General features: G+C 37.5%; 9 protein-coding genes. 1 reads left to right on the plus strand and 8 read right to left on the minus strand.

Features of this window, described 5'->3' with window-relative positions:
* Positions 1-117: 117 nt before the first annotated feature.
* The 7 genes from AC51AA_RS05470 to AC51AA_RS05500 all read right to left on the minus strand — a co-directional run bounded on the left by AC51AA_RS05470 (position 118) and on the right by AC51AA_RS05500 (position 16710).
* Positions 118-2226, minus strand: coding sequence for a right-handed parallel beta-helix repeat-containing protein (locus tag AC51AA_RS05470; RefSeq protein ID WP_500704722.1), 2109 nt, complete (start codon positions 2224-2226; stop codon positions 118-120).
* A 42-nt stretch (positions 2227-2268) separates the two neighbouring features.
* On the minus strand, positions 2269-4182 hold the full coding sequence (locus tag AC51AA_RS05475) for a glycoside hydrolase family 97 protein (protein ID WP_500704723.1): 1914 nt from the start codon (positions 4180-4182) through the stop codon (positions 2269-2271).
* Between the two features lie 33 nt (positions 4183-4215).
* Positions 4216-7587 carry a DUF5107 domain-containing protein gene (locus AC51AA_RS05480; protein WP_500704724.1) on the minus strand — a complete coding sequence of 1124 codons (3372 nt, stop codon included), beginning with the start codon at positions 7585-7587 and terminating at the stop codon, positions 4216-4218.
* An 11-nt stretch (positions 7588-7598) separates the two neighbouring features.
* Positions 7599-8975 carry a sugar porter family MFS transporter gene (locus tag AC51AA_RS05485; protein ID WP_500704725.1) on the minus strand — a complete coding sequence of 459 codons (1377 nt, stop codon included), beginning with the start codon at positions 8973-8975 and terminating at the stop codon, positions 7599-7601.
* 746 nt (positions 8976-9721) lie between these two features.
* Positions 9722-11443 carry a RagB/SusD family nutrient uptake outer membrane protein gene (locus AC51AA_RS05490; protein WP_500704726.1) on the minus strand — a complete coding sequence of 574 codons (1722 nt, stop codon included), beginning with the start codon at positions 11441-11443 and terminating at the stop codon, positions 9722-9724.
* A 4-nt stretch (positions 11444-11447) separates the two neighbouring features.
* Positions 11448-14489, minus strand: a complete 3042-nt coding sequence (locus AC51AA_RS05495; protein WP_500704727.1) for a SusC/RagA family TonB-linked outer membrane protein — start codon at positions 14487-14489, stop codon at positions 11448-11450.
* A 931-nt stretch (positions 14490-15420) separates the two neighbouring features.
* A complete protein-coding gene (locus AC51AA_RS05500) occupies positions 15421-16710 on the minus strand; it encodes a DUF2264 domain-containing protein (protein WP_500704728.1) in 1290 nt (429 codons plus the stop codon).
* Between the two features lie 353 nt (positions 16711-17063).
* On the opposite strand from AC51AA_RS05500, the gene AC51AA_RS05505 reads away from it, so the two are divergent.
* Positions 17064-18062, plus strand: coding sequence for a GntR family transcriptional regulator (locus AC51AA_RS05505; protein WP_500704729.1), 999 nt, complete (start codon positions 17064-17066; stop codon positions 18060-18062).
* A 42-nt stretch (positions 18063-18104) separates the two neighbouring features.
* Here the strand turns inward: AC51AA_RS05505 and cslA are convergent, their stop codons facing one another.
* The gene (cslA, locus tag AC51AA_RS05510; RefSeq protein ID WP_500704730.1) at positions 18105-20291 is read right to left on the minus strand and encodes a chondroitinase-AC; all 2187 of its coding nucleotides are present in this window, start codon (positions 20289-20291) and stop codon (positions 18105-18107) included.
* Between the last annotated feature and the right edge of the window lie 18 nt (positions 20292-20309).

The following is a 20309-nucleotide window of genomic DNA, read 5'->3' on the forward strand; positions in this document are numbered from 1 at the left end:
CAATGGGGCGAAAACGCCCCATTTACAAACAAACTTAACCTCAAGTAATCAGCAACAAATCCCTCCAAAAAAACCACTTATGAAATTTCAGAGTTATTGCTGCACTTTTACCCTCCTTTAATTCTTTAAATCCTTCAACGTACAACCTATTTTATCAAAAGGCAGTTTTGGAAAATCTTTTATTTTTTTATAGACTTCAGCATCCTCTTTAAATCCTTTTAAAGGATCATTAACATCAACAAAACCAGGATTATTAGGTGTGTCCCAATTGTTATAAAATTCCCCTAAAGAAGTTTCACCGTCAATGAGGTTTTTAATATTGAAAAACAAATTACCATTAAACACATTACGCAAAGGAAATTCAGCGCCTTCCTTCCAATAGTTGACCAATTCTGGATAAGCCGTTGAATAAGGAGGCTGGGTATAATTGACCATGTTTAATCTTTGATCAACTACAGCACCTTTTAAAGTCATAAACTTCCCCCAGTTATTACCACGTTTATCCAAGTGAATCGCATGAGGCGAACCCATAAATATATTATTGTAATAGTGATTATCCTTACCCCCTCCGATCATCACAGGCAAAGAGCCCGCTTTATAATAAATATTGCCATAGACTTTTGCATCACAAGCTAAATCATCATGATAAGTAGCCATGATACTATGCCTAGGACTTATCTCTTTGAAATAATTATAACGAATCACATTTCCTCTCTCTGATGGATCACGCCCGTAATAAATAGCACCTTGATCGTCAATTTCTGTGCACACGTTGGTTATTTTACTATATTCAATCGTGTGTTCATTGCCATGAAAAATAATAGCCATACTAGGGGCATTATAAATATCACAACCACTAACTCTATTCCCAACACCATCAATCCAAACGGCTGGTCGGTACGATTTTTCAATTCGGTTAAAATCGTGTATTTGGCAATTTTCAACAAAACTATCTCCTCTCTCAAGGGTCATTCGATCTCCTCCACTAAGGATAACACCTCCAGCACCTGTATTGTAAATATAACTATTGGATACCCCGTTACGCGTTCCTGCATGACGATTCATCACAGGATTCATATACAAAGCACCTCCCATTGCTCCTATTTCCCTAGAAAGTTGAGCTCCTCCATTGGCCATATTGTGTAACTTTTTATTATCACTTGGCTCATTTCCTTTCCCCATACTTACACCTGCACTACCTAAATTTCTGATGATACAATGGTCCACAACGGCATTATGAGCATTCTCTATATAAACACCAATCCCTCTTGCATTTTCAATCGTTATACCACTAATTACAATGTTCTTGCAATTTTCTATGGCAAAAAGCGGAGCTTTAAGAGTCAATAAACGCATTTCTTTAATACTCCCCTTAGGCATAAAGTATATTTTTTGCGCTTTAGCATCAATAGCATATTCACCTGGTACATCAATTTCCTCAATAAGATTCACCGCAAACCATTGTAAAAAAGGCCTACCAGTATTGAATTGGTAATTCGTAAAATCAGCCATATGAAAAGTGCTATCCTGATAACTTATCTTTTGTACCGGAATCATATCATCTGCATACCCATAACCAAAATAACCCGATAACCATACCTGATCTGCCTTTGCCCAACGTTTAGCGCGATCCGTCTTAAATTTAAATACCGGTAGATTTCCTGCTTCTTTATCTTTATCATTACCGCTAACGATTACTTTTCCAATAGGCTCCATCGTCTCATTGGGCCAACGAGACATTTTCAGAGGGTCTCCATTGACTACCAATTCACTCCAACCTTCTTTACTCGGGCGACCAAAACCAACGGCGTGCATCCCTTCAATAGTCACTCCTATTTTAGCAAAGTCAATTTCATAGATCTTTTTACCCACCGATTTATCCAATCGATTCAAAATTTGTCTGTCCCTAATTTTACTGGCTTTGCTCACAGGAATCACTACATCCCCTGAAACCGAAACCTGCTGCCCTTTATAGGGTCTAATAGTGATATCATCTCTATTGACCTCGATTGTTTTGTTAACACGGTAATTTCCGCCCAGAAGTTCAATTACCACTGTCCCCTGTATTTGACGACTTTTATCAATAGCCTGTTGAATGGTTTGAACAGGTGATTTCAGAGACCCGCTTCCCACAGCACTCCCTTTTGGAGATACATAAATACTGCTTTGCGAATACACATTCACCCCTGCAAAAAACACTAAGGCATAAAGAATATATTTTTTCATTTCTATTTCAATTTTTAATAAGCTAACCCTATAGCTTTTAGCTTAAATTTCCTCAATAATCACGGTACATCCACCTCTGGCTAAAAGAGCCATTTTTAACTTAGAAGCAGCCGATACTTTCTTCTTCTCAATCTTGACATGCGTTGGTGTTTTTACTTCTTTTCCACCGTCAGCATAAATGGTTGCTTGATACCTCTTCGAAGGATTTAAGAAATCAAGTGAAACATCTAAAGTACGCGCCTGGTTATTGGTCATACAACCCACAAACCATTTTGTACCACTACGACGTGCCACCACTATCGACTCTCCTATGTCTCCACTTAAGATTTTAGTATCATCCCAAACCGTAACCAGTTGGTCAAAAAACGCCAATTCAGGCACTTCAATAACATCTTTAGGCGTGTCATACCAATATAAAAATTGCAATGGACTGTAAAATACCACAGAACTAGCCAATTGATGTCCAGGTGTGTTTTTTAACAAACGATCTTCATTGGTGATTTGGGGTTTAAATTCCTTGCGATGAAAATACGATACCGTACAATCTGCAGCACCAGCAATAAAACGTGTAAAAGGCAATGATGTATTGATATTGGCATCTGGAAATTCTTCGTTCCCACGCACCCCTTCTTGTGACAACAAATTAGGATAGGTACGACTCACTCCAGTAGGACGGTATTCATCATGTATGTCCACCATGATATTATACTTGGCACATTTTGCTACTGCCTCATGCAACCAAGTGGTCCATCTGTAACTTCCTACATTGACAAAACCAAACTTAATTCCTGACACTCCCCATGATTTATAAAGCGGTAATATATCATCCAAATGATTTGTTAGGGCTCTTTGGTTCACGTATACCCATACCCCTATTCCTTTAGATTTAGCATATTTAATTACTTCTTCCAAGTTTAAGTCATTTGCCAAGGAACGATCTGGATCGACCTGATCGTACCTACTAGGATCTGAACCCATCAAGGTTTCTGCCCCGTACCAACCTGCATCAAAATGCACGTACTGTAGCTTTCTCTTTTCAGCAAAGTCAACAACTTCTTTAGCATCCTTAGTAGTGAGTGATACCACACGAATAATTTTTCCAGGTTTTATCCAATCGGTGTCTTTGATTTTAGACTCCGCATTTAAATTCAGATAAATATCATTATTCGCCAATAAGTCCGTAGGTTTTTCAGCAATCATAATCAGTTTCCAAGGCATCTCTAAAGGCGCATAATCCTCCACCATATCGTACATAGAACTGCGAATGATATTTTCTTCCCCTTTTTCTACTCTGAATTTAGTACGGCAAAAATTCACTACAGCAGCTTCGCCCAATGCCCCATAAAGACCATTATCAAATTTTAGCGTTAAAGGTCTCTCTGCTTCTCCTCTCCAATTTTTAATCGGCATTAATTCTGGAGCTCCTTGTGCAGAATAAGTCAAGTAACAAAAAGTCTTTTCAGGAACCACAAAAGTGGTTTTATCGGAGTTAATATTCATTAAATCCCCTCCTCTACGATAACCTAACGCATTTTCTCTTTCGGCAAATACATACCTGAAAGCGATGCCCTCATTGTAGGCGCGAACCACCACTTGCATATTACTATCTCTTCCTTCTTTTTTAACCACTACTACAGTTTGATTGTAATGATCCTTAACCTCAGAACGTTCACCGTAAACAGGTTTCCAAGCAGTATTGTGACTACTTTTCACTTCTTTTAAGATGGTAAACCCATTGTCCCAGCCATTGATTCCCATCATAGAATTTAAGATAACAGGCTTCCCTTTATAGGAAACATCATAGATCAACTCCCCTTTTGCCTTGGCTCCATCTATGGTACGAATATTTAGTTTAAGCAGGCCATTAGGCGAAACAACCGTATAAACATCGTTAGCAAAAGTTTTTGTACTGAAAACCAGTAGCAGTATTACAAGAAAAAATGTTGTTTTTTTCATTTTTATAGTTTTAAAATAGGTGCTTAACGCTTATTATTTTCTAAAAGTCTGTTTGTTTACGTCTAACTCTTTTACTTTATCATAATATTTTTCTGACTCCACATCATCCCCTAACCCACTATAACCTAAAGCCATTACATAATAACAATGCACTTTATTTCGGTCGTTCAAATCATCATCCCAAATCACCAAATCTGGCAATGAAACAGCAAAATAGTCGATTCTACAATCTTCGAATAGGTGTTTTTCTCCATGAGCAATAAGCTTGTTAAAACGGCTACGCGCTTTATCCTCTTCTCCTAATTCACGCCAAGCGAGTCCTTGATAGAAAATTTTGTCCGGTTGCTGATCGTTATAGAAAAAAGCCTGCACTGGTTCGGAAGAACCTAGCGTCGCTTTTGCAAAGTTTCTTTGCGCCTCTATAGTGTCTCCAATACCTTTATAAGCCAAACCTTTGTAGTAATCTACCTCATTCTCTTCCGCATTAGATAATTTTCCCTCTCCTAAATTATGTGGATATACTTCCGTTTCTTTTAGCAAAACGATCGCCTTTTCAAATTCTTTGTCCTCAATGGCCTTTTTGGCTAATTCTACTCTACAGTAGGTATATTGGCCCGTTACCTTTCCTTCTCCCCCTTCCCAAGGATGAAATTTACGTCCAGAAATCAACTCTTTGGCCGTTTCATATTGCCCAACCTGATTGTATAGTGTAATGCGCTCAATACACAAATCATCTCGTTCTTCTACTAAATTCGAATGTTCCCCTAGAAGCGCTAAACGTTTAGCAGCTGCTATACCTCTTTTCTTATACAACTGATCCAATTCCATCAATATTCTGGAATCCGATTTATCGAGTTCAAAGGCTTTTTCTAGTATTTCTTGTGCCTTTTCTTTATCCTTTCTTTTGTTAAAATATGCTAAGGCTAAATTTCGGAGTACCGTTGGGAATTGATCGTCTAAGCTTTTGGAAATTTCCCAGCAATCGATCGCCTCCTCGTATTGACGGAACGCATACCAAAAATTGCCTAAATAGTAAGGCGCTTTAGCATCCCTTGGATTCAATTCCATGGCATCTTTAAGAATGCCTACTTCTTCTATTCTGTTGGGGAAACATTTCTCTGGAGACAATTGCGCTGCTTTTTCGTACCACTGGATAGCTTTTGCTCGATCCCCTGTCCTACTACTTAAGTAACCCAAAGTATAGTACACCATCGGATAATCCTGCTCATTTTTATTCATACAGCCTTGCAACAATTCGCTTGCTTCTTGGTATAAACCAGCACCAGCAAAATCAAGTGCATATTCTATGTAACCATGCGCCCAACGACGCATAATATTTTTCATTTCATCCAATACAGCTTGGTCGCCAGTCAATAAGTATTTCTCAAAACGACAGCCCATATTAAAACTATCAATCTTAAGCGACTCTTCGATCCAAGCCAATGCCTGGGTCTTTCTGCCTAACTTTCTTAAAATTGACGCTTTCAATTGTCTTGCTTTGTGGTTGTGCCAATTGCGTATAAGACCCGATTCCACACGTTCCAAAGCTTCGTTCCAGTCACCCTTGATACTGTCTATCTGTGCCAAGACAAAGAAAGAAGCATCTTGCCATGCCGCATTCCAAGTGGCTTTAAAGAGTGCTGTATAGGCTTCTTCATTCTTGTTTTGCATTTTCAAGCAAAAACCTAAATTATAATAAGGCTCTCCATAATAAGGATTAGGATTACGCTCTATTAAAGTAGCAATGGCTGTTCTAAAATAAGGTTCTGCCTTTTCAAACTGCCCTCTTCTCATTAGCAAAAGTCCCACAGCATTATTACAACGTACATCTTTGGGCTCTCTTTTTAAAGCTTCAAAATAGTAGTCTAGCGGATTGTAGGTAGCATGTCTATACTGCTCCAAATGCAATCCTGTAAGAAATAATTGCTCCATAGAAGCAATAGCTTCCGGATCCAAAGCTGCTTTAGCAGGATCTGGAACCGCTTTTATTTCGGCTTTTTCTTCCTGGTACTGTACTACAACTGTCCCCGTATGACTATAAATAGTAAAAGACAATTCTTCTGCCTTTGCTCCTTGAACAGCAACTCTTTTTTTATAGGGATTCGATGGAGAACAAGAAATAATTTCTTGATGTAAAACCACTCCATTTGTATTTTTTAATTCCACTTTTAAGTCTTCAAAAAGACTGGTGGTATAGAGAATCAATTCCGCTTGATCTCCTTCTAATTCGATATTGATAATGGCATCTTTAGTGGCATTTTTAACATAACCCACTTCGGAATACGGCATAAAATATTGCGTCCACGATTTTTCTTCATAGGCTTGCAACCAAGAGAAATCAGGTTGATTATCGGTATAAACTCCCGTCATCAATTCAATATAAGGACCATCTACATCTGTAAGACTCCTGTCCCAAGCACGTCCAAAATCCCCATGTCCCCAAGTCCATTGTTTTTTCCCTGGAGAAATATGATGGTTGGCCACATGCAACAAACCAGCCTGCACATCGTCCTGATATCCTCCTACAAAATTGTATTTGGATTGTACGGCCATATAAGAAGTAGGAACAGGAATGTTCTTGTATTTTGAAATATCCACTCCCTTAGAATAATCTTGCTTATAATATTCTCCAGTGGCTATTGGAAATTTAGAGACATCTCTTTTTCCGTGATCAAAAACGGCATGTACATCTGGTGGAAATACGGATTTGTAATCGTCATTTACCACTACGGCTGGATTGGCCCACCAAAGAAAGGTTTGAGGGAAAGCTGTTCGATTGTATACTTTTACTTTAATTTCTATGTATGCCTTATCTGGATGCAAGGTAAATCCTTGCATGCCTTTGGTTCTAAACATTCTCTCCACTTCATTACACCAAATAGTCTTGCTTCCATCTGGGTTTTCTTCGATACGAAAATCCGTAGGTAAGAACGTACTTGGACGGTGGTGTTGTGGCCAGTTGAACTCAATCCCACCCGAAATCCATGGGCCGGTAAGTCCAACAAGAGCGGGCTTAATCACTTGGTTGTAATAAACAAAATGACGTTGTTTCACCTTGTCATAAGCCATATGAACTCTTCCACCGAGCTCTGGCAAAATCATTATTTTAATGTATTTGTTTTCTAAAAAAACCGCCTGATAGGATTTATCAATTTTTACATCTGAAATCTTCTCTACCACTGGATAGGGATAGACCGCACCTGAACTTCCTTGGTAGATTCTTTTTTCAAGAAAAATGGGATTTTTCTCTTCTTCCCCTATTTGATAAGTCGGCAACAATATATCTTCTTCCCATACACGTACCACTCCATCTTCACTAACTGTAGATTGAATTAAATAAGCCGTGATTTCCTCGTCTTGATTATTTACAAGTGTATTCGATTGAGTTAAATTGGAATTTACCATCTTCAATTCTATTATTTTGTTAATTCATTTTCAATTTCTTCCAACGATTTCCCTTTGGTTTCCGGCAGGTATTTCACTAAATACAGATAACCCAACAAGCTCACGATACCATACAACCAGAAAGTACCAAAAGCCCCCAAAGTATTATTTAGCAGTGGAAAAGTATAGGTTAAAACAAAGCAAGCCGTCCAAAGCGAGAAAGTAGCCACTCCCATGGCCATGGCACGTATTCTAGTTGGGAAAATTTCAGACAATACTACCCATGTTACTGGAGCCAAAGTCATAGCATAAACCGCAATTGCTCCAATAACCAACATCAGTACAAAAATACCCGTTAGTTCAAAGTAGTAACAAGCACCTAGGATCGCATAAATTACCGCTAGACCAATAGATCCGAAAAGCATAAGGGCTCTTCTTCCTAATTTATCCACGAAGTACATACCCACAAAGGTGAATATCAGATTAGTTAATCCCGTGATCACGATATTAAACAGTATATCGGTTACCCCATAACCTGCTGCTGAAAATATTTCTTGGGCATAATTGAAGATTACATTGATACCGCACCACTGTTGAAAAACAGCCATTACGATTCCCAACGCCAGTATTTTTGGCATTTTCCCTTCAAACAACATTTTATAACTCACTTCCTCCTTGATGCTGCTGACTCTTGACTTTAGTAGTGCTATTTCTTCTGCTGCAAATTCGGAACCTCCAATTTTACTAAAAATAGAAGCTGCCTTGTCATATTTGTATTGACTAGCCAACCATCTTGGGCTCTCTGGGATAATTAAGATCAAAACAAAGAATAATACCGATGGGATAGCGCCCACCCAAAACATATATCTCCAACCCCATTGTCCATTCCAAGAACTCAAGAGATCTTGTCCTTCCACTATAGGTTCCGCGATTTGCCAGTTGGCGATTTGAGCCAATAAAATTCCAACCACAATCGTCAATTGGTTGATCGAAACAAACTTTCCTCTGGATTCGGTAGGTGCTATTTCTGCGATATAGATCGGCGAAAGGTTAGAGGCCACACCAATACCGACACCACCAACTATTCTCCAAAGAATAAACCAGTCGATCGTATGGGCCAAGCCCGTTCCCACTGCGGCTAGAGTAAAAAATACTGAAGCCACAATGAGTAAGGGTTTTCTTCCGTACTTATCAGCTAAACTCCCTGAGATCATCACCCCTAATAAACAGCCCAAAATCGCACAACCCATTACCCAACCTTGCATCGAAGGAGAGTTGGCTATGCCAAAGTAGACTTCATAAAAGGGTTTTGCTCCACCGATTACCACCCAGTCGTATCCAAATAACAGTCCGCCCATAGCCGAAACCAAGGCGATAAACAATCCATAAGAACTATTGTATTTGCTCATAATATTTTACTTTTTTTATTACCACTCCCCATTACGTCTTACCGCTAAGGAATTACTATTTGTTTTGTTTACTGTTCTTAGCCCAAAGACAAAGTCACCAACACTTTTTCATTTCCCTTTTGATTCCTGCTTACTGACCAATTCACTAACGTTCCAAAAATAAAAATACTCAAAACAATCAGGTACATTTTCAATCCAGTGACAGCATTCTCTATACTTGTGACTATCCTTGCTCTACTGTTGTCCCTAAAAAATCATCCACAGTATTTCATCATTCTCAAAACAACTTACGCGATCCTCAACAAGCAACTTGTTATTTAAAACATTACGCATCAAAAGAAACCATTCATAAGAGTATTGCGCTTTATTTTAACTTTTTTACTACCATTTAACACAAAAACAAAACTAACCTAAAAAACGAATAAATCATACTGGACCCTACTGGTTTTTATCTGGCAAAAAAAGGATTCAAAACAAATGACCACGCAGACAAGAAATATAATAGACTTCGATAAGTAAAGCTACCAATAAGCACTATATACTCCTCTTATTTTCGCTGTACCTTACAATACCTTTCTAGCAAAAAAAATATAAAAAAGACTGGTTCAAAAAATTTAAACCAGTCCTCTTTTAGTCTTCAGGATAAATTTTTACAAAAAATTAAAACGCTTTATTTAGAGCCTTCCCCATCCTATTTCTCAATAGGATGGAATCGGCCTCAAACCAAACCACAAAAATAAAATTCATTAATAACCAGGGTTATTCGGCATTACAACACCTGTATTGGCTTCAATTTCCCTTCTAGGAATTGGTAATTTACTTACGTATGCAGGAGCGGTCAAACCGTTATCCTTTAAGTAACCATTGTATTTATTTAAATATTCAACCAGTTTCCCTGTTCTCATCAAGGTATTCAATCTGAATTCTTCTCCATAAAGCTCTCTTGCTCTTTCATCCAAAATCAAATCCATATTCACGTCTCCAGCATCTACAGCTGTCGCTTTAGCTCTATTACGAACCGCATTGATATCACCTGCTGCCGATCCTAAATCACCTTTAAGCATATAGGCTTCAGCACGCAACAAGTAGGTTTCTGCGGTACGCATAATATACCAGTCTTTCCAAGTTCTACCATTGTCATTTTTACGTTTACTAGTGGCGTCGGTACTTAGTCCTAATGGAACTGCTCTAACGAATTTTTTATAATGTGGTGTCATACGCAAATCCCATAAACTTAGCGTAGTAACGTCGGTATTAGCTTGCGTAACTTGTTGTTTGTAAAAAGCACTTGCAGGATTTGTATAATAATAATTACGTTGAATATTATACTCCGAATTACGCATATCTTTAGCAAAGTCATTCTTATAATTCCATATCTGTTTGTCTGCGTACTCACTTACAATTAAAGTCGCCACCGGTCTTCCTTGTAAGGTATCCATTAGGAAATTTTGAACATTATTCTTGTCCTTAGCCTGCCAAGCAAGAGGTCCCCACCATCTATCCATTACAAAGAATCCTCCTGAAGCATGTAAGTCCGTATTATCCCCTCCTTTTATGGTAGGGTCTTGAGAAATATTCCAGATTGCCTCTTTGTTACCTTCTTTAAAATTAAAATTTCCTTCTTGGAACAAATCCCAATACACATCCCCCCATGGCTTCGCTTTTCCACTGTACGTATAACCAGAGAAAGTAAAACTCTTATTCACTCCAAAACGAGCAGTCATTAAACTATTTTTCCCCCCATTAATCACGGCATTTGCCGCAGCAATAGCTCCATCGTAATCTTTCAAACAAATGTTCACCTCTGTCAACAAATGATAAGCTGCTTCACGAGGCGCTCTACCTCCTTTTAACTGATCAATGGTAGGCATGTTTTGAGTAGCAAACTCCAAATCCGCTTTACATTGTAGATAAATATCTTTTTGAGGTGCTCTTACGTAATCGTATTTGGGCGCCTTAGTTTCATTGATTACCAGTGGCACATCACCCCACATATTGGCTAAAAAATGATACGCAAATGCTCTAAGAAATTTCGCTTCACCTACGATCGCATTCTTTTCAGCTGTAGAGGTCCAAACCGCCTGTGGCGCTTCAGCTCTATCAATAATCACATTGGTTTGACCAATAAGACTATACAAACGATTCCACCAGGTAGAAGAAAATCCACTATCGGCATTTAAGGTATTCCATCCGAAATACCTCAATTTTGTTACAGATCCGCCGCCATATACATTAGCTAAATCCAAATCCATCCCCAACATATCATAGTTAGCAGCCGCATCCGTATTGGCATAAAAATTAGATCTAACATTCAAATACACATTGGCTAAAGCCGCTTCAAAATTGGCTTTGTTTACATAAGAATTCTCGGGAGTGTAAAAATCCAATGGTACCTCCTCTAAGGACTTATCACAGGAACTAACTGCAAGGCCTGCAGCAGCTATAAGGCAAAAAAATATTTTTTTCATAATTTTAGAAATTAACGTTAAGATTGATCGATACGGTACGTAGAGATGGAATACTTGAAACTGTTAAACCATTACCCGTTGCAGCATCTAATCCTTTCCAATGTGGAGCATAAGTACCTAAGTTTTCACCACTAATGGCTACATTCAAACTCGAAATACCTAGTTGTTTAAATTGATCCGTAAGATCATAGTTTACAGCAATTTTTTGCAATTGAATAAAACTTCTGTCATAAAATTTTGCTGCATTAACCGTTTCTTTAGAAGCATGAGAAAAACGAGGGAATTCTGCATTAGGATTAGCAGGTGTCCAATAATCATAAACAGGGTGATTCATATCTCCTCTATTAGCATAAGGATCATTCTGTGGGGTATTACTACCATTAATAAAATAACCATTACCTCCCCATATTGAATTCACAAAAACCAACAAACTCAATTTGTCATAAGTGAACGTATTGGCTAAACTCCAACGAAAATTAGCACCACTATTTCCTAAGAACACACGGTCTTTATCTGAAGTAATTTTACCATCTCCATCTACATCCAACAATTTATAAGTTCCAGGTTGAAAACCGGCCATAATAGTACCGTTGTCTTTATCTTCTTGTTGCCACATGCCAATTACTTTGTAGTTGTAAACCGCATTTAACGATTTTCCAATAAACTGATTAGAGGAAATAATATCATCTTCTTTTCCATCACCGTTTAAGTCGCCCAATAAATGATTGATCTTATTTCTGTTCAATGAAAAAGCCACATTAGAAGTCCAGCTGAACTTATCGGTTTCAATGTTGATTGTTTTTAAGTTAATCTCAAACCCTTTATTTCCTATCTCACCAGCATTAGATGTGATCGATCCATAACCAGATGAACCTGGTAGATTCTGTGGAAAGGCTAGATCATGTGTTTTACTTGAATACACATCTATCGAACCAGATATTCTGTTTTTCAATAGTGAAAAATCGACACCTCCATTGAATCCTACGATTGACTCCCATAGCAAATTATCATTACCCAAACCATTAATTCCTTGCGTATAGGTATATCCTGTATCTCCTTGATAGTAGTAATAATTGTTTCCGATTTTTGATAATGTCTGATACGGAGAAATAGTTTGATTACCATTAGAACCGTATGAAGCACGTAAGGCCAAGGAATTAACCGCGGTAACATTCTTCATAAAACCTTCATTTGAAATGGTCCAGTTAACCCCCACTGATCCAAAGTTCGCATACTTATGATTGTTTGAAAAAGCAGAAAAACCATCGCGACGAAAAGTTCCCGTTACCGAATACCTACGATCATAACCATAAGTCAAACGAGCCATTTGTCCAAGTTGTTCAGACTGAGACGCTGCACTTGATACACTTTGAATAGCTCCAGCTTGCAGTCGGTTGTATCCTAATTGATCGTTATCAAAACCTTGCGCCGATTGCGTTTGTCCAATACTTCTGTTATTTTGATTGGAATACAACAAAGTCAAATCTATATTATGTACTTCGGCAAAAGTTCTATTGTATTTAATCAAATGATCAATCAATACTGAAGTTGATCTACCGTAGCTATTGGACCCTTTTCCTTTTACAGACATACCATCATTGGTTTTTTTGTCAAAGAACGAACCATTTTCAGATGTTATATTCGTGATAGAAAAGGTAGGATTATAGGTCAATCCTTGTATGCCAGGAATTTTTACATTGGCATAAAAAATACCATTTACGTTATTGTTTCTATTGTATGCAGAAGAAGGCACCATCAAAAATGGATTCACAAAAGAAGTCGTAGTTTGTGGAAACTGATTATAGCTACCATCAGCATTATACATAGAAGCATAAGGACTGATTAAATAAGAACTACTTCCGTTCCCTCCCGCATTACCGTATACTCGCGCATCAGGATAATTACGATAACTATAAAAAGCTTTAGCTCCCATGGTTAACCAACTAGCCACTTTTGATTCCAAATTCATGCGCATGGTGTACTGTTTATATCTATCGAAAACAATTACCCCTTTTTGATCAACCATGCTAGCTGACATATAATAACTCATCTTATCGGTACGTTGAGACACACTTAAAGAGTTCATTGTATTACTTCCAGCCTGACGAAATAAACTATAAGGATCTGCTAATGTTGGTCGATGATCTGCAGTAGCATTATAATTAGTCTTCTCTATGGCTTGTAGGTAATTTGGGGTTTGATCCATTGGTACTACAGTACCTGCATCGTTTAGAAAATCATTCAATCTCTTCATATAACCTGGCGCATCGTACACTTGCAATCGATTCAATTCGCTTACAAAACCGAAGGTATTACTGAAACTAAAAGTTGGTTTACCGTTATTACTAGTACCTTTCTTCGTTTCAATTATGATCACCCCATTTCCTGAACGAGAACCATAAACAGCAGCAGCACTAGCGTCTTTTAAAACTGTAACACTAGCGATGTCAGCAGGTGCAAGATCCGTAATAGAACCATTGAAAATAGTACCATCCAAAATTAATAATGGTGAGCCATTACCAAATGTAGCGGTTCCTCTGATGGAGAAACCTGGCGCATTACCTGCCTTATTGGCTTCACCGATATTTAAACCGGCTACTGAACCTTTAAGTCTTTCCATAATGTTGTTTACAGGAACCTTTTCATAGGTTTTTAAATCGGCCTGCGCCACAGCACCCGTAATCGCTTCTTTCTTTTGAGTACCATAACCCACTACCACTACATCATGCAATTGTGACGCTTCAGAAGCCAGTACAATACTTACTGTTTTGCTATCCCCGATCCTTTTTTCTTGAGTCGTATACCCCATGAAAGAAAAAACCAATACATCACCCTTTTTAGCTTCAATAGCATAGCCACCATCTATGTCGGTTTGAGTACCCGTTTTTTGCCCTTTGATGGTCACATTTACCCCAGGAAGGGTATTGTTGTCTTCAGAACTGGTCACTCTACCAGAAATCTTTGTGCTTTGGGCTTCAACTACCGAACATAGCAGCAAGGCTAGCAGGGTAATAATTTTCCGAAATCTCAAAAAATGTTGTTTCATGTTAATTGTTTTGGTTAGTTGTTTTAGTTAATTGTTTTGCTATACCGATTCGGGGAGAATACTTTTTAACAGTTATTTTATTCTATCGTTCATTTTACTCAGAAATATCATTTACACACCAACAAGAACATTCTTTAAAACATTCTTCATAAAAAAGAACATTTAATTAAAGCATCGGTTTTATTTATACTTTTTCAGTAACTAAATGACAAAAACAAACCTAAAATAAAAAACCAAAAATACAATACTGGCACCTACTGGTTTTTCTTCAAAGTCCTAAAAAAAAACAGAACGTTTGCAGAAATTAAGAAAATAACACAGTCCACGAATTCACAATATATTCAGCTTTAAAAAGAAGAAAACCATCACAATTGACCTGTTGAAAGAGAGGTAGATAGCTTTTATTTATTGCATATTAGTAAAAAAATAAGCCTTTAGTGTTATGGTTTTTGCATAAATAGCACTTTTCATCACTGATCAGCCTACAGACCGCCCATTTCCAACTTACAGCGCATAAAAACACAAACACCTAAATAGCAAACACATACCCAAACAATAATCTAAAAAAAGGGTTTTTAAATTAGTGAGAATTTTCGCAACTAATAGGTACCAGTAGGTAAAAAAATAGCATTTCTTAAATTTATCTTAAATTATTATCCTAAGAATAAAGAGACTATTTCGTGGAACTATTAGAAAAAGACGGCAAGAATTGGACATTCCCTCTTTTAACTGAAAACGTTTTCACAATTATATACAAGCAAAAAAGTTATTCTGAGTAACCTTTTTGAACTTGAAAATTCAGAAAAACACACAGAATAACTTTTTTTTATTTCCAAAACAAACCCTATTAGAATCGCATAAAAAACAGAAAGCCATTTACTTGATAGTAAATGGCCCTGCGAAAAAGTCAAATAAAAATTCGTATAATCTATCAATAGGCGACTTTATAGTCCTTTGGTGTTGGTTGACCAGACCACGCTTTCTTTGAAGTCCAATCTTCAGGAGCAGCCGTCCAAAAAGGATTATCTGCAGGCAATCCTAATGGTAAAAATGCGAGGGTTGCCATGTACAAACTTCCTGTAGAAGTATACACATCAGCCGTTTGAGGTTGAGAACCACAAAAGCCTAAAACTAGCCAACCGTCTTTATCAAAATTATTACAGTCGTCATACATACGATGCATCACCGCTGTCAGGCCACTTCTTACTTGCGCTGGTGTAATATTGTTCAATTTTTCCAATAGCGCGGTTTGTGCCAAAGCTTGAAAAACAGCTGTTCGATATGTTATGGATCGACCAAAAACAGGAAAAGTACCATCTGGAGCAATCACACGTTCTAAAAATTCCGAATAACGCCCCATACGTTTTACAGCCAAATCATAATCTTCCCTTGGATACATCTTTTTCTCTGTGGTGATATCCAGTAAATCGACCATCATCGGATGCATCACATAGGAATTGTAATAGTCCACACATAATTTTGAACCATCACTATACCAGCCATCTCCACTATACCATTCATTAGTCTTTTTTATGGCGTAGTCAATTCTCATGGGATCATAATCTGCACCCACACTGAGTAAAAACCCTTCCGTTATCCCTGAAAACAGCAACCAATTATTAAACGTCGGTTTACGATTACGCAAGCTTTTAAATTCATGTATAACCCTCTCCTTAGTTACAGCATCTAGCGGTTCCCATAATGCTTTTGGAGCACGAATAAAAGCAAAGGCCATATAGGCTGCATCTACAATAGGTTGTTGTTGTGTAGAAAAATTCAAATAATCCTTGCTATTAGGATCTACACCGTGGGCAATTCCTTGCAACAATTCTGTTCTTAATTCTTTACGCATTAGTCCTTCCTTGGTATTGTCATCTGGCAAAGCCAACCACGGAGCAACTCCTGCCATAGTACGACCAACCGCTTCTAAATAAGAAACCTCACTAGCGATCATCCCATACGGTATGCCATAATCTGGAAGCCGCTCTAATGGCATATTCTTTTTCAAAGTTTCTTGGGCTAAATTATGAATCACGGGATAACTCATTTTATAGAGCAATTGGCTCCAATATTCGCGGTCAGCCTTACCTGTACTGAGCCCTACTATTTGCTTTTGTTTTTTACTATCTCTCTTTTGCGCGTCCACAGGTCCTGATACCAGGAAAACACACGCGCTTACTACAGCACAAATTCCGACTTTAGTTCTAATTCTATTGATCATGTTTTTTTTATATAAAATTAATAGTAGCTCTTGAATCAATGGTAGTGAACTGCTGTAGCATAAATCACACTTAATAGACTTCGGAATCATTTTAGTAATGAGGCAAAACTTCCCCCTGCTGTACTATTTTAATTAAAAGTGATTAGTAGTAAAACAAAATATGCACTAACACTTTTACAATATCTTCACCCTAAAAAGAAGCAATTCTCACCAATGAAAAGCAATACTTATCATATTGACTTCACTTTAACTTTTAATTTAGCAATTAAAAGAAATCCAAATCTAATTTAAAAAAACAAACACACCATACTAGTACCTACTAGTTTTTTATTATATTGCAAAAAATTGTCTTTATGAAAGTCATTACCATTCAAGAAAATAGCCGCATCCCCAAGTACAAACAGATCATTCTTTCGATCGAAAAAAGCATTGAAAATGGGGTGCTACAAAAAAACGATAAACTTCCCTCCATTAGCAAAGTCGCTTTAGAATTTAATCTTTCCAGAGACACTATATTACTAGCTTATGACAACTTAAAAAAAAGGGGGATTATCTATGCCATATTCGGAAAAGGCTATTATGTTAGAAGCTCTGAAATAGCCCTTCAACAAAGGGTGTTTTTACTTTTTGACGAGCTAAACAGTTTTAAAGAAGACCTCTATAATTCGTTTATTCTACATATGGGTCCTGAGGTCCAAATTGACATATTCTTTCATCACTTCAATGCCAAGGTATTTGAGAGACATATCAATGAAAGCAACGGTAATTACACCAAGTACATGATCATGCCTACTAATTTAGCAAACGTAGCTACTTACATAGCAACGCTTCCGGAGAAAGAGGTCTACATCGTGGATCAAACCAATGAAGAATTAAAAAATTATCCTGCCGTGTATCAAAACTTCAAAAAAGACATCTATAACGGCTTACAAAAGGGAAAAACCAAATTAAAGAAATACAATAAATTAACTCTAATTTTCTCTGGTTCTACAGTACCAGTAGGTATAAAAGAGGGCTTTCTAAAATTTGCTGAGGATTTTAATTTTGAAAATGAGGTTATAACGGAATTTAAAGACCGCACCATTCAAAAAGGAGAAGTATTTATTATTCCAGACGATAGGGATTTGGTGAATGTAATTGAGAAATCTAAAACACAGAAGTTGAAACTAGGAAAAGATTTTGGGATCATATCATACAATGAAACTCCATTAAAAAAATTGGTTAAAAACGGTATTTCTACTATCTCCACGGACTTCCAAGCTATGGGAAAAATACTCGCCCAAATGACCTTTAGCAACAAAAAAACTCAAATTGAAAACAAATCCGATTTAATCATAAGAGGTTCATTGTAAGACCATAATCCCTACCCCATTTAGCCCTGTTTATGCGGTAAACTATCTCAGTTCTACCGTTGCTCCAGCAAATTCGTTTTGAAGAAAATTAACCTCATAGGTCTTTACTTGATCCGTTTTTGTATTAGTAAGGGTTACAGTGGCCGTTTTTTCCTTATACAAAGGATCCGCTACTGAAATTAGCTGCTTTCCTTTACACTCTTTTATCATTACAACACAAGCCTTGTCCACCTTGATCTCTAGAGAAGATACCTTTACAGCACCCGCTTGATAAAAAACAGCCTGGAGCATGTCTAAGGGCTTGTGGTAAACCACTTGCATCGCACCATTATTGGCGATAATTTCAAGCTTCTTTGCTTTAAACTTTTTCATTTCAGCAGCACTTTTCACTGCTGGTAGTACGATATAGGCATAATTGGCATGGACAGGTTTTGCACCATGATCCAACCACAATTTGAAAACATTTCCACTAATCTCCTCTTTAGAATAAGAATCATTAATATGGTACCAATTTCCTTTTTGCACCTTTGTACTTAAGTTTATAGTCCCGCCTTGCGGAAAATAATAACCTACATTCCCATGCAAAAACCAGGTCTTAGATACTTGATTACTGGTTAGGCTTTCATTTTTTACAAGAGCAGCGGTTTGCAACGAACTCACTACATCGCCATTTAACCAACTTTGATTAATGGTTGTAGTAATATTTTCGGCTTCATTGCTTTTTATATCTGCCCCCAAGCACACAATTTCATGATCAAAAAAGAACCATGCTTTTTTGGCCTGAAGACCATCATAATCCAGTTGATAAGCGCTTGCTCCATAAACTCCATCACTTACGCCTCCAGCAAATGCATTACTACCTTGCTCTCCCCAAGTTTTTTCCATTGGTCTATCGGTCGCATAATCCCTGCTGGTCACACCCGGTATTTTATCCCATTCCCAAACAGGCATGATATTATAATACTCAGGGCCATTAATTTGAATATTAGTGGCTCCATCCGATAAATAACGTCCTAATAGATTTTCATTGTTCCCAGCCTCACAACGTTTGGTACGACTACTCACCATCCGCACATTAAAAGCATAAGAAGGTCTAATATGTAACGTATAATCCGCTTTAAAATATTGGGTATGTAAAGGCGCTACTTCAAAGGAAGGTAGAACAGTACTATCGATTCGGGCGATAGCATTATCCCATACAGTAGTCTTGTTAACATCAATCATTTTGGCCACTAATAATTGTTCTTTATCACCCTGTTTCTGAGCACTTAATTTATTAGGCCTACTGATTCCGCGACCATGAATATTAAAATCAGTATATTTTCCACGGACTATTTTCAGATAACTATTGTCATAATATTTAGACAGTAATGCTATTTTTTCATCGGTTAAGGCGTACTGAGTTTCTCTTACATAGTTGGCCATTTTGAACACCCCATTAATAAAGGCCTCACCATAACCCGCGATATACAACTGTGGTCCATGTTGCATATAAGAATTATCATATTGTAAACCCTCTGCGTTGTTCACCAAACGAATTGGGCTAAATAGTTCTTTTACCGATAGACTCAGTAATGCATCATCCTGGGTCAACAGGGCTCTATAAAAAAAGTGAAGCGCTATGTCCGTTTTGTTGGCTCCAACTTGTTTTTCTGGATTGCCGCGTTTCATCCTTTCAATCAAGTTCTGTTGTAGTCCTTTATCCAATTTCTTCTCACCATAGTTCATCATAATGAGTAGTTCCCCTAAATATCGAGGCGTATCTATTTCATTAAACCACCAATTGGCGCTTTGCGGATCAAGAGTGTACCAATATTGAAAAGCCTTATTGATCTGAGTGAAAGCCTTTTCATCAGCATAAAAACCACTCTTTTTACTAATGTAGGCTTTAACGAGTGTATGTAACTTTACCAAATGGGCTGTTGGATCCCAAATGGTAATGGATTTACTGCTATAATCTATCCCTGACCAGCTTCCATCGGGTCTTATACTGGCAAAAGTTTCCGCAATTGCCTTATGGCTGGATGGTTTGTTGATCAAATCCTCCACCACTCTATCGGTAATGGTTTGATACTCTTTTTCTCTATTTCCTTTAGAAAAAGCACTAGTGCTATAACCAAAAATAAAACACATCAACACTAGAGTGTATAAAACAGAACCTTTTTTACATTTTTTTACCATCACGAAAAAAGCATTTTTAATTTCAACTTTTAAAAGAAAAGTTGCCATCTCAAGGCAACTTCATTT

The sequence above is a fragment of the Flavobacterium sp. OHVDL-2026-0007 genome, from assembly GCF_059882335.1.